Annotated in this window: 7 protein-coding genes and 1 pseudogene; 6 read left to right on the forward strand and 2 right to left on the reverse strand. The window is 75.4% G+C overall.

Going from position 1 to position 12,674, the window contains the following annotated elements:
• The first annotated feature begins 21 nt into the window (after positions 1-21).
• The 4 genes from AB0N04_RS36605 to AB0N04_RS36620 all read left to right on the forward strand — a co-directional run bounded on the left by AB0N04_RS36605 (position 22) and on the right by AB0N04_RS36620 (position 6,525).
• Positions 22-1,731 (forward strand): carboxyl transferase domain-containing protein, encoded by a 1,710-nt coding sequence (locus AB0N04_RS36605; protein ID WP_360209261.1) that lies wholly within the window; start codon positions 22-24, stop codon positions 1,729-1,731.
• 155 nt (positions 1,732-1,886) lie between these two features.
• Positions 1,887-4,187 (forward strand): biotin carboxylase N-terminal domain-containing protein, encoded by a 2,301-nt coding sequence (locus tag AB0N04_RS36610; RefSeq protein WP_360209263.1) that lies wholly within the window; start codon positions 1,887-1,889, stop codon positions 4,185-4,187.
• Positions 4,184-5,170 (forward strand): hydroxymethylglutaryl-CoA lyase, encoded by a 987-nt coding sequence (locus AB0N04_RS36615; RefSeq protein WP_360209266.1) that lies wholly within the window; start codon positions 4,184-4,186, stop codon positions 5,168-5,170. The genes AB0N04_RS36610 and AB0N04_RS36615 overlap by 4 nt, the downstream gene beginning before the upstream one ends.
• A gap of 164 nt (positions 5,171-5,334) precedes the next feature.
• On the forward strand, positions 5,335-6,525 hold the full coding sequence (locus AB0N04_RS36620; RefSeq protein ID WP_360209269.1) for an acyl-CoA dehydrogenase family protein: 1,191 nt from the start codon (positions 5,335-5,337) through the stop codon (positions 6,523-6,525).
• 125 nt (positions 6,526-6,650) lie between these two features.
• Here the strand turns inward: AB0N04_RS36620 and AB0N04_RS36625 are convergent, their stop codons facing one another.
• Positions 6,651-7,178, reverse strand: coding sequence for a universal stress protein (locus AB0N04_RS36625; protein ID WP_360209271.1), 528 nt, complete (start codon positions 7,176-7,178; stop codon positions 6,651-6,653).
• Positions 7,179-8,058: 880 nt separating this feature from the next.
• On the opposite strand from AB0N04_RS36625, the gene AB0N04_RS36630 reads away from it, so the two are divergent.
• On the forward strand, positions 8,059-9,129 hold the full coding sequence (locus AB0N04_RS36630) for an HAD family hydrolase (RefSeq protein WP_360209274.1): 1,071 nt from the start codon (positions 8,059-8,061) through the stop codon (positions 9,127-9,129).
• 127 nt (positions 9,130-9,256) lie between these two features.
• On the opposite strand, the gene AB0N04_RS36635 is transcribed toward AB0N04_RS36630, so the two are convergent.
• On the reverse strand, positions 9,257-10,057 hold the full coding sequence (locus AB0N04_RS36635) for a GNAT family N-acetyltransferase (RefSeq protein ID WP_360209276.1): 801 nt from the start codon (positions 10,055-10,057) through the stop codon (positions 9,257-9,259).
• Positions 10,058-10,982: 925 nt separating this feature from the next.
• On the opposite strand from AB0N04_RS36635, the pseudogene AB0N04_RS36640 reads away from it, so the two are divergent.
• A pseudogene (locus tag AB0N04_RS36640) lies at positions 10,983-11,981 on the forward strand (helix-turn-helix domain-containing protein); the annotation flags it as partial.
• Positions 11,982-12,674: the final 693 nt, after the last annotated feature.

A 12,674-nucleotide genomic window follows, 5' to 3' on the forward strand; every position in this document is an offset into this window, starting at 1 on the left:
AGGGCAAGGGAGCTCTTGGGAATGGTCATCTCCACCGCCGGCACACCCGCCGGAGTCCAGCTCAGCGCGGCGAACGGCACCGCGGCGCCGTCCGCCGCACCGCCGGGGGCCGCGGCCCCCGCACCCCGGCTCGGCACCTCCGCCGACCCGGGCTCCGCGGCCTACCTGGCCAACACCGAGGCGCACCGGGCCCTCGTCGCCGAGCTGCGCGACAAGCTCGACACGGCCGCCCTCGGCGGCGGCGCCAAGGCCCGCGCCCGGCACACCTCCCGGGGCAAGCTCCTCCCCCGCGACCGGGTGGACACCCTGCTCGACCCGGCCTCGCCCTTCCTGGAGCTGGCCCCGCTGGCCGCCGACGGCATGTACGACGGGGCGGCGCCCGCGGCCGGGGTGATCGCCGGCATCGGCCGGGTCGCCGGACGCGAGGTGGTGGTGGTCGCCAACGACGCCACGGTCAAGGGCGGCACCTACTACCCGATGACGGTGAAGAAGCACCTGCGCGCCCAGGAGGTCGCGCTGGAGAACCGGCTGCCCTGCGTCTACCTGGTGGACTCGGGCGGCGCCTTCCTCCCCATGCAGGACGAGGTCTTCCCGGACCGCGACCACTTCGGCCGGATCTTCTACAACCAGGCCCGGCTCTCCGCCGCGGGCATCCCGCAGATCGCCGCCGTGCTCGGCTCCTGCACGGCCGGCGGCGCGTACGTCCCGGCGATGAGCGACCAGGCCGTGATCGTCCGCAACCAGGGCACCATCTTCCTGGGCGGGCCCCCGCTGGTGAAGGCCGCCACCGGCGAGGTGGTCACCGCCGAGGAGCTGGGCGGCGGCGAGCTCCACTCCCGCACCTCCGGCGTCACGGACCACCTCGCCGAGGACGACGCCCACGCGCTCTCCATCGTCCGCACGATCGTGGCCGGGCTCGGCCCGCGCTCGGCCGCGCCGTGGCCGCTCGCCCCCGTCGAGCCGCCGACCGTCGACCCGGCCGGGCTGTACGGGGCCGTCCCGGTCGACCCGCGCACCCCCTACGACGTGCGCGAGGTGATCGCCCGCCTGGTCGACGGCAGCCGGTTCGCCGAGTTCAAGGCCGAGTACGGTTCGACCCTGGTCACCGGCTTCGCCCGGATCCACGGCCACCCCGTCGGCATCGTCGCCAACAACGGCGTGCTGTTCTCCGAGTCGGCCGTCAAGGGCGCCCACTTCATCGAGCTGTGCGACCAGCGCGGCATCCCCCTCCTCTTCCTGCAGAACATCACCGGGTTCATGGTCGGCCGGCAGTACGAGGCGGGCGGCATCGCCAAGCACGGCGCCAAGATGGTCAACGCCGTCGCCTGCACCCGCGTCCCGAAGCTGACGGTGGTGATCGGCGGCTCGTACGGAGCCGGCAACTACTCGATGTGCGGACGGGCCTACTCACCCCGCTTCCTGTGGATGTGGCCGGGCGCCAAGATCTCCGTGATGGGCGGCGAGCAGGCGGCGTCCGTCCTCGCCACCGTCCGCCGCGACCAGCTGGAGGCGCACGGCGAGCAGTGGCCGACCGAGGCGGAGGAGGAGTTCAAGCGCCCCGTCCGCGAGCAGTACGAGCGCCAGGGCAGCGCCTACTACGCCACCGCCCGGCTCTGGGACGACGGCGTGATCGACCCGATGGACACCCGCACCGTCGTCGGCCTCGCGCTCACCGCCTGCGCCAACGCCCCGCTCCCGCAGCCCGGCCCGTACGGCGTCTTCCGGATGTGACCCCGCCCCCGCGGGCTCCGACCCCTCCCGTCCGACCGTGACCCCGCTTCCGCGGGCGTGACCGGGCGGTGCCGACGCACCGCCCGGGCCGGGGCGCCCGCCCCGCCCGCCACCCCCTCTTCGTACGGCCCCCTCGACCCGGAGGAACGCCTCCCATGTTCGACACAGTTCTGGTCGCCAACCGCGGTGAGATCGCCCTACGGGTGATCCGCACCCTGCGGCGGCTCGGCGTGCGCTCGGTCGCCGTGTTCAGCGACGCCGACGCCGACGCCCCGCACGTCCGCGAGGCGGACGTCGCGGTGCGGCTCGGCCCCGCCGACCGCAGCGACAGCTCCGCGGCCGAGACCTACCTGCGCACCGACCAGATCCTCGCCGCCGCCCGCCGCACCGGCGCCCAGGCCGTCCACCCCGGCTACGGCTTCCTCGCCGAGAACGCCGGCTTCGCCCGCGCCTGCGCCGACGCCGGCCTCGTCTTCATCGGACCTCCTCCCGGTGCGGTGGAACTGATGGGCGACAAGATCAACGCCAAGGAGGCCGTCCGCGCCGCCGGCGTCCCGGTGGTCCCCGGCAGCGAGGCCACCGCGCCCACCGACGACGAGCTCGTCGCCGCCGCCGACGGGATCGGCTACCCCGTCCTGCTCAAGCCGTCCGCCGGCGGCGGCGGCAAGGGCATGCGCCTGGTGCGGGACCCCGCCGACCTGCCCACCGAGATCGCCGCCGCCCGCCGCGTCGCCCGGACGGCCTTCGGTGACGACACCCTGCTGCTGGAGCGCTGGGTCGACCGGCCGCGCCACATCGAGGTGCAGGTGCTGGCCGACGCCCACGGCACCACCGTCCACCTCGGCGAGCGCGAGTGCAGCCTCCAGCGCCGCCACCAGAAGCTGATCGAAGAGGCTCCCTCCGTCCTGCTCAACGCCGAGACGCGTGCCGCGATGGGCGCTGCGGCCGTCCGCGCCGCGGAGTCCTGCGGCTACACCGGGGCCGGCACCGTGGAGTTCATCGTCCCCGGCATCGACCCGGCCGACCCCGCCTCCGCCGCCACCGACGGGGTGCGGGACTTCTTCTTCATGGAGATGAACACCCGTCTCCAGGTGGAACACCCCGTCACCGAGCTCGCCGTCGCCGTCGGCGAGGACGCGGCCCGACTCGACCTGGTCGAGTGGCAGCTGCGGATCGCCGCCGGAGAGCGGCTCTCCTTCGGTCAGTCCGACGTCTCCTTCCTGGGCCACGCCATCGAGGCCCGGATCTGCGCCGAGGACCCGGAGCGGGACTTCCTGCCCACCGGCGGCCGCATCCTCGTCCTGGACGAGCCCCGCGGCGAGGGCGTCCGCGTCGACTCCGGGGTCGCCCCCGGATCCGTCGTCACCAGCGCCTACGACCCCATGCTCGCCAAGGTCATCGCGTACGGGCCCGACCGCCCGACCGCGCTGCGCCGGCTGCGCGCCGCGCTGGCCGACACCCGGATCCTGGGCGTCACCACCAACACGGGCTTCCTGCGCCGACTGCTCGCCCACCCCGACGTCGCCGCCGGCCGACTGGACACCGGACTGGTGGAGCAGACGGCCCGGCAGCAGCCCGGACTGCTCGCCTCGCCGTACTCGCCGGCGAACGCGGCCGACCCCGGGCACCCGGCCGAGGAGGCCGGCACCGGCGACGGCACGGGGGCGACCGGCCCGCTCCCCTCCGGCGCTCCGACATCCGCCCACCTCCTCTACTACGCGGCCGCGCTGGCGCGGCACCTCGACCTCACCCCCGCCGCCGACCCCGGCGGCTGGACCGACCCGTTCTCCCTCCCCTCCGGCTGGCGCCTGGGCGGCACCCCCGCCTGGACCACCCACCGACTCCGCACCCCCGGCCAGGACCCGGTGTCGGTGTGCATCCGTCCGATCACTGCGGGCAACGTAGCCGATGCCACTGACAATCCCGCCGAGGTCACCCGCGAGGTGGAGCTCCGGCTCGACGCCGGCCCCGTCCACCGCGCCCGCGCGACCCTGACCGGCGACCGGCTGCACCTGACCGTCGACGGCCTGCGGACCGCGTTCGCGCTGGCCGTCGACGCCTCCCCCGGCCTCGCCGCCGGTCCGGTGACCTGGCTCGGTGCGGAGGGCGACGCCTGGCCGCTGCACCCGCACGACCCGGTCGCCGAGAACGCCGCCGGGGCCGCCGCCCACCACGGCGCCCTGACCGCCCCGATGCCCGGGACCGTCACCGTCGTCAAGACCACGGCGGGCGAGACGGTCCGCAAGGGCCAGCCCCTGCTCGTGCTGGAGGCCATGAAGATGGAACACGTGATCGCCGCCCCGCACGACGGCGTGGTGGCCGACCTTCGGGTCGCCGCCGGCGCCACCGTCGCGATGGAGGACCTGCTGGTCGTGGTCGCCCCGGCCGAGGACCACGCCGACGGCCGGGACGCCGGCGGGCAGGCCGCCCCCGCGCCCGCCGGGGTGCGGTCGTGACCGCCCCCGGCCGCGAGCCCGACGCGCTCGACCTGGGGCTGCCCGACCCCGTCCGCGCCCCCGGCCTGCCCGAGGAGGTCCGGATCCACGAGGTCGGACCGCGCGACGGACTGCAGAACGAGGGCACCCTGGTGCCCGTCGAGGTCAAGGCGGAGTTCATCGCCCGGCTCGCGGCCGCCGGGCTGCGCACCGTCGAGGCCACCAGCTTCGTGCACCCGAAGTGGGTGCCGCAGCTGGCCGACGCCGAGGAGCTGGTGCCCCGGCTGGCCGGCCTGCCCGGGCGCCACCCCGGCCTGCGGCTGCCCGTCCTGGTGCCCAACGAGCGCGGGCTGGACCGCGCGCTCGCCCACCACGCCGCCGACATCGCCGTGTTCGCCAGCGCCACCGAGACCTTCGCCCGCCGCAACCTCAACCGCTCGGCGGACGAGGCCATGGCGATGTTCCGCCCCGTCGTGGCACGGGCCGCCGAGGCCGGCGTGGCCGTCCGCGGCTACCTCTCGATGTGCTTCGGCGACCCGTGGGAGGGCCCCGTCCCGGTCGACCAGGTGGTCCGCTTCGGGGTGCAGCTGCTGGAGATGGGCTGCGCCGAGCTGAGCCTCGGCGACACCATCGGCGTGGCCACCCCGGGGCAGGTCGGCGCCCTGCTGGCCGGCTTCGCCCGCGCCGGGGTGCCGGTCGGGCGGCTCGCCGTGCACTTCCACGACACCTACGGCCAGGCCCTCAGCAACACCCTGGCGGCACTGCGCGAGGGCGTCACCACGGTGGACGCCTCGGCCGGCGGACTGGGCGGCTGCCCGTACGCCAAGAGCGCCACCGGCAACCTGGCCACCGAGGACCTGGTGTGGATGCTGCACGGGCTCGGCGTCCGGACCGGCGTCGACCTGCGCGCGCTGGTCGCCACCAGCGGCTGGATGGCCGAGCGGCTCGGCCGGCCCAGCCCCTCCCGCACCGTCCAGGCGCTGCTCGGCGCCGCCCGGGGCTGACCCGCCCCCCGCCCGGGGCCGGCCACGCGGCCACCCGACCGCCGGCCGGCCCCGGTTCCCCGCTCGTCACCCAATCCCACCGTGCGACCGTCACACCGTCCGACGGACGCCGGTCGTCCCGCTCACGCCCGCGGCCACCCCGGCCGGGCCCCAGGAGGATCACCGTGTTCGACCACCGACTCAGCAGCGAGTACGAGGAACTGCGGCGCACCGTCGCCGAGTTCGCCCAGGACGTGGTGGCGCCGAAGATCGGCGAGTTCTACGAGCGGGAGGAGTTCCCCTACGAGATCGTCCGCGAGATGGGGCGGATGGGCCTGTTCGGCCTGCCGTTCCCCGAGGAGCACGGCGGCATGGGCGGCGACTACTTCGCGCTCGGCATCGCCCTGGAGGAGCTCGCCCGGGTCGACTCCTCGGTGGCGATCACCCTGGAGGCGGCCGTCTCGCTCGGCGCGATGCCGATCCACCGCTTCGGGACGGAGGAGCAGAAGCGCGAGTGGCTGCCCCGCCTGACCTCGGGCGAACTCCTCGGCGCCTTCGGCCTGACCGAGCCCGAGGGCGGCTCGGACGCCGGCGCGACCCGCACCACGGCGCGCTACGACGAGACCACCGACGAGTGGGTCATCAACGGCACCAAGTGCTTCATCACCAACTCCGGGACGGACATCACCGGTCTGGTCACCGTCACCGCGCTCACCGAACCGATCGCTCGTTCGAGTGAAGAAGGCGAATTCGGCTCGCCCACCCGCGAGATCTCCTCCATCATCGTGCCCACCGGGACCCCGGGGTTCCAGGTGTCCAAGAAGTACTCGAAGGTCGGGTGGAACGCATCCGACACCCGCGAACTGTCCTTCACCGACTGCCGCGTCCCCGCGGCCAACCTGCTGGGCGAGCGTGGCCGAGGCTACGCCCAGTTCCTGCGGATCCTCGACGAGGGCCGCATCGCGATCGCCGCCCTGGCCACCGGCCTGGCCCAGGGATGCGTCGACGAGTCCGTCAAGTACGCCGGCACCCGCCGGGCCTTCGGTCGCCCGATCGGTGCCAACCAGGCCATCCAGTTCAAGCTCGCCGACATGGAGCTGCGCGCCCACACCTCCCGCCTGGCCTGGCGGGACGCCGCCTCCCGGCTGCTGCACGGCGAACCCTTCAAGAAGGAGGCCGCGATCGCGAAGCTGTACTCGTCCGAGGCCGCCGTCGACAACGCCCGCGAGGCGACCCAGATCCACGGCGGGTACGGCTTCATGAACGAGTTCCCGGTCGCCCGGTTCTGGCGCGACTGCAAGATCCTGGAGATCGGGGAGGGCACGTCGGAGGTCCAGCGGATGCTCATCGCGCGGGAGATCGGCGCCACGTTCTGAGCCGGTCCCACCGGAACGACACCCCCCTCCTCACACGGCGTTGAGGAGCGGCCGGCACCACGAAGCCGGCGGCATCGCGAGGCCGCCGGCGCGGGGAGCGCCGGGCCGGGCGCCGTGAGAGGGCGTCAGGGGATCACGATCACCGGACGGTTGGCCCGCCGGGCCAGCCGTCCGGAGACGGAGCCGAAGAGCTTGCCGAGCAGGCCGTGCGTCGTGCCGACGACGATCGCGTCGGCGGCGTACTCACGGCCGACCTCCTCGATCTCGTGGCAGATGTCGCCGCCCCGCTCGATCAGGATCCACGGCACGCCGGCGAGGAAGTCCGCACAGGCGAGCTCCAGGCCCAGGACCTCGGTCCGGTGGTCGGGGAGGTCGACGAAGACGGGAGGTTCACACCCCGCCCACACGGTGGCGGGCAGGCGGTTCGCGACGTGCACGATCACCAGGCCGCACTGCGAGCGACGTGCCATGCCCACCGCGTAGGCGAGCGCGCGCTCGCTCGACAGGGAGCCGTCGAAGCCGACGACCACGCCGTGCTGGAAGACCGGGTCGAGGGGGCGCGCGGGCGCGTCCTGGGCCGTGGGCTCGACGTACGCACCGGACGGATCGGACGCCTTCGGACGCTCGGCGCCCGGGCCGAGGCGGCCCGTCACCGGGGGCTCCGGAGAGCCTGCCGGACGCTCGCCACGGCGCTGCCGCGGGCCGGACCGGCCGCGGCGGACGATGCCGCCCCGCCGGGCGGCGTCGCGCAGTGCGCGTACGAGGCCCGGGCCGTCGGTACGACCGTCGGCGGACACTTCGGCGTGCCCGCCGCCGCGGGCTTCGGCGTGCCCGTCGGCCGGGTCGTGGCCGGCAGCGGGCGGAATGCGCCCCCCGGGCGCAGGAACGCGCTCTGCCGGGGCCGGAACGCGGTCCGCGGGGCCCGGGCCGTCGGCTGCGGGGCCGTGGCCGTCCCCGGTCGCTGCGCCCGCGCTGCGGGGCGCGTCCGGTTCCAGCGGTCGGGAGGACTCAAAACCAGCCATGGCTCACGGCTCTTCGAGGGAGAGGGGCCGACAGGAGAGGACAACGCTGCCCGGGCAGCAGGCCCGCCCACGGCATGACGTCGGTCTGCGCCGCGCAGCACCGTATGTGACCTGTTCCTTTCAGAGTACGACGGGCGGGAGTCCCAGCCCAGCGGTGAAGCCTCGGAGCGCCTTGGTTCCCGCAAAAGGAGGATGCGCCCGCCGACGGCAGTGCGCCCCGCCCGCCGGCGACGCGCCCCTCCGGAAAGGAGGTTCCCTGGAGCTTGACTGAGCGGACCGGGTGACGCAACAGGCCCACCGGACACCGTGACCGGACTGTCATGGATCGGCGACGATCCGTTGCGACATGTCGCCAACCGTCACGCCCCATCGGTCCCACCAGCCCCGACGGGCCCGCCCCGCCCCGTCCGCCACCCGGGCCGGGATGCCGATTCAGCCAGTGTGCACGGCTTCACGACGCGCTCTGGCATTTGCCAGGTGCATAGGCACGGCCGCTGGCACCATGCGACACATGCCCCTGCTCCTGTTCGACCTCGACAACACGCTGCTCCCCAGGGACGCCGCTTTCCGGGCCTGGGCTCAGGACTTTCTGTCCGAACGAGACCTACCGCCCGGAGACGTCGACTGGTTCGTCACCCTGGACGGTGGCGGCTACGTACCGCGCAGCACCGTACTGTCCGCCGTCCGGCGCCGCTACGGCCTGGACGTCTCCGCCGAGTTCCTGCTCGCCCACTACCGACGCGGCATCAACTCGCACATCCACTGCCCGTCCGGTCACATCGACGCGCTGCGGACGGCGCGGGCGGCCGGGTGGACGCTGGGCATCGTGAGCAACGGCGGCACGCGGCCGCAGCTGGAGAAGATCCGGCGGACCGGACTGGGGCCGATGGTCGACGGCTGGGTCATCTCCGAGGAGGCGGACTGCGTCAAGCCCGATCCGCTGATCTTCGAGATCGCCGCCCAGCGGTGCGGTGTCGCGCCGACCGGCGACTGGGCGTCGCACTCCTGGATGGTCGGGGACCACGCCCCCGCGGACATCGCCGGTGCCGAACTGACCGGCCTGCGCAGCGTCTGGCTGCACCACGGCCGCCCCTGGGCCGAGACCGGCTACCGGCCGACGCTGAAGGCGGCCGGTCTGCCGGAGGCGGTCGGCCAGGTGCTCGCGGCGCGCAACGCGCCCTCGCCGCGGCCGGGCATCCGGGCGGGCGGTCCGGTGCGGCGCCGGGCGGCCGGAGCGGCGGTGCGCACGACGGCGCTCCTCGGCGCTCGGCCCGGCGCACACCCGGCGACGACCGCCCCGGCGAGCCCGTTTGCGCCTGTTGCCGTGGGTGGCGGGACGGCCGGTGCTTCCGGTGCGCCAGTGGGGCCGTCGGATGTCCGAAACCGCACCGGCGAGCTTGCCCTGCTCACCGAGAGCCCTTCGGAGGGCCTCGCCGGCTCAGCCCAGGGCACTGCTCCGGGGGCGGACGGCCGCCGCGCGACCACCGGCGCCCGCCCAACACCCCTGCGCGGGAGGCCCGATGGGGTGGCCGGGCCCGGACCGACCGCCTTCGTCGCGGCCCCGGCCGCGGCCGCCCCGTAGCGCCCCCGCGCGCCCACCGCCGGCCGCCCACCCACCCGCTGCCGGCCGTCCGTCCGCGCACCGCCAGCCGTCCGTCCGGTCACCGTCGAAGGCCTGCAACCGGCCGGCGGCCCGTCCACCCCGGCCCTCAGGAGTCGGCCGGGGTGCGGATCCACCAGCTGGTCCGGGCCTGTTCGGTGAACCCGAGCCGGCGGTAGAGCGGTTCGCCGAGCGACGTCGCCACGAGGCTCGCCGGGCGGTCGGGGTGCGCGTGGGCGAGGGCGGTCCGCAGCACGGCGCCGGCCACGCCCCGACCGCGGTGCGCGGGCAGCGTGGCCACCCAGTAGACGCCCGTGACCCGCCCGTCGTCGTAGGTCAGGCAGGCTCCCGCCACGGCGGCGTCGACCCGGCCCAGCCAGGCCCGGCACCCCGCGTCGCCCAGGAGGTTCTCCGGGAGGGCCCCGCCACGGGTCCAGGGCTGCCGGGCCGGCAGCGGGAAGCCGTCCACGACGGCGCGCTCGACCAGCGCGAACGTGTCGCCGTCCAGTGCCTCATCGACCGTCAGGACGCCACCGCCGCGCGCCTCCGCGCGGGCGGGGAGGGCGGCGGAGGCGCCCTCGACCGGGCCCGGCTCACGGGTCATCACCGGCATGGCGGGCATCCTGGCGGCCCCGAGGCCGGTCAGGTCGAGCCCGCCGTACGGGTCCTCCACGGTGAACCGGACGGCCTCCCACTCCTCGATGAGCTCGGCCAACTCCGCTTCCAGGGGCTTCGGTTCGGCGTACCGGCGGGTCACCAGGAGGCGGGGCGGGTCATCGGGGGTGCGGGCGCAGCGGACCGCCGTCCAGTCGGGGCGGATCCGGTACCGCCAGCCGTGCGCGCGGGCTTGGGCGAGCCAGAAGGCGGCGGCGTTGTCGTTGGCCTGTTCGAGCCGGCTGAGGGTGTTCACAGCAGGACGGTAACCCGGCGTCCCGGCCCCGGCCGGGCCGTCGCCGCCTTGGCCGGATGAGGCCTGGGAGGCGCACGGAGGAGTTGCGTGCGCCCTCTTGTGCACCGGCTATTTTCGGTCAATTTCGGGCCGGTCCCTCCCGCTTGGGCAAATCCGCAGCCCAGACCCGCCGGCCGGGTGCGCGGAACCCGGGCACCCCGGGAGCGGCCCCTCGACAACCAGCCACCGTTGCACGGGCCCTCTTCCCAGAAGGGTCGACGGGTGCCACGCTTCGTGATCGAATGCATCACGCCAAATTGCCATGTCGACATAGCGTCGGATGGTGAACTTGTCACAACGGCAACGGTCCACCCGATAGATTTCGATCTTGGCGAGCAGTGCCGCACCACCCACACCACACCACCGAGGGGGCTTGAGCGCCTTGAGCAGGGTGAGCAGGAGCGACGCGGGTCCTGACAGCGGCCAGGCGGTGGCCGGTATCGCGGCCAGGTCCGCGAGAAGCACTGGCACCTCCGCGATCGCCGCCGGCACCCGCATCTCCGGCGCCCCGGGCGCAGCCCACCACCTCTCGTACTCCTCGGCGCCGGGGCCCGGCACCGCGACCGGCCCCTCCTCGGCGCCCGCGGAGCACGGCGGCCTCCACGCGGGCACCCCGCACGCGGGACTCCTGCACGGCGGAGCACCGCACGGCGGGCCGCTCGCGAGCCGAGGGGCCGTCAACCCCGCCCAGGCCTACGGCGCCGACCACTCCGGCCACCCCGCCCAGGTCGGCTACCCCGCGCAGGCCGGCTACCCAGGGCTGAACGGCGGGCCCGGCGCGAACGGCTCCCCCGCCGGCCCGCTCGGGACCCTCGCCCTCGGAGCCGCACCGGGCCACGGCCAGACCGGCCACGGCGGTCCCGGCCCGAACGGCTCCCCCACTCCGATGACCGGCTCCGCCCCACGCAAGCTCTCCGGCCGGCGCCGCCGGGAGACCGTCGCGGTGCTGATCTTCGGCGGGGCCCCGATCTTCGAGAGCTCGATCCCGCTCTCCGTCTTCGGCGTCGACCGCCAGGACGCCGGGGTGCCGCGCTACCGCCTGCTGGTCTGCGCCGGCGAGGAGGGCCCGCTCGCCACCACCGGCGGTCTCACCCTCTCCGCGCCCTACGGGCTGGAGGCGCTCGCCCGCGCCGGCACCATCGTCGTGCCGGCCTGGCGTTCGATCTCGCAGCCCCCGCCCGTCGAGGCGATCACCGCCCTGCGCAAGGCCCACCACGAGGGCGCGCGGATCATCGGACTCTGCACCGGCGCCTTCGTGCTCGCCGCCGCCGGCCTGCTCGACGGCCGCCCGGCGACCACCCACTGGATGTACGCGCCGACGCTGGCCAAGCGCTACCCGCGGGTCCACGTCGACCCGCGCGAGCTGTTCGTCGACGACGGCGACGTGCTCACCTCGGCCGGTACCGCCGCCGGCATCGACCTGTGCCTGCACGTGGTCCGCAGCGACCACGGCGCCGAGGCCGCCAACGCGCTGGCCCGCCGCCTGGTGGTGCCGAGCCGCCGCAGCGGTGGCGGACAGGCCCAGTACATCGACCAGTCATTACCGGAGGAGATCGGCAACGACCCCCTGGCCGAGGTGGTCACCTGGGCGCTCGAGAACCTCAACCAGCAGTTCGACGTCGAGGTCCTGGCGGCGCGCGCCTACATGAGCCGACGCACCTTCGACCGCCGGTTCCGCACGCTCACCGGCAGTGCGCCGCTGCAGTGGCTGATCACCCAGCGGGTGCTCCAGGCGCAGCGGCTGCTGGAGACCTCGGAGCTGTCGGTGGACGACGTCGCGCGCCGGTGCGGGTTCCGTTCGCCGGTGGCGCTGCGCGGGCACTTCCGCCGCCAGCTCGGGGTCTCCCCTGCCGCGTACCGGACCAGCTACCGGGCCCGCCGCCCCGGTCCGGCGTCCGCCCTGCCGGGTGGAGCGCAGGGCGGCGACCTCCGACTGCCCGGCGCCCTGCCGCACGCGGCCGCGGCCGCCGCGGCGGGCGGGGCCCTGTTCGGCGGCGCGCACGGCGGGCAACCGGGGCAGCCGTTCCCGGGCGGCCCCGGGTCGCCGGTGCCGGTCGGCCCGCACGGCCAGCCCGTGCCGCACGGCGCGCAGCCGGTCGGCCCCGGTCAGCTGGGCCCGCACGGCCAGCCCGGTCCGTTCGGTCCGGGGCAGGCCGGGACGCCGGCCGCCCAGGCCTTCCACGCCCGGGCCGGACAGCCGTACCCGTACCAGCAGGCCGCACAGCCCCCGCACCCCGGGCAGCAGGGTGCGGGGCGCGGTCCGGCGCGGCCGCCGATGGTGCCGCCGCAGGCCGGGCCCGGGGCCGGGGCGGGGCGTCCGCCGCGCACCGCCGAGCACGCGGCCGCGGAGGACGGACTCCCCCAGCCGGGGGCGCGCGGTCAGGGCCAGGGGCACCGGAGCGCGGTCGAGCGGCCCGCGGACGACGCAGGCGCGACCGGGGCGGGCCAGGCCGGCCGCGGTCACGCCACCGGCGGCGGCCGGGCGCCGCGCTCGTTGGCGGGGTGGAAGAAGATGCTGCTGTCCGCGGCGCGGCAGGCACCGTCCAACTGCCAGTTCCAGTGGTGCTCCTGCGCTCCG

It is taken from the genome of Kitasatospora sp. NPDC051702 (assembly GCF_040681575.1).
GTDB lineage: Bacteria > Actinomycetota > Actinomycetes > Streptomycetales > Streptomycetaceae > Kitasatospora.

Coding starts and splice junctions, on each gene's coding strand:
- AB0N04_RS36605 (WP_360209261.1), top strand. CDS start 22: ATGGTCATCTCCACCGCCGGCACACCCGCCGGAGTCCAGCTCAGCGCG.
- AB0N04_RS36610 (WP_360209263.1), top strand. CDS start 1,887: ATGTTCGACACAGTTCTGGTCGCCAACCGCGGTGAGATCGCCCTACGG.
- AB0N04_RS36630 (WP_360209274.1), top strand. CDS start 8,059: ATGCCCCTGCTCCTGTTCGACCTCGACAACACGCTGCTCCCCAGGGAC.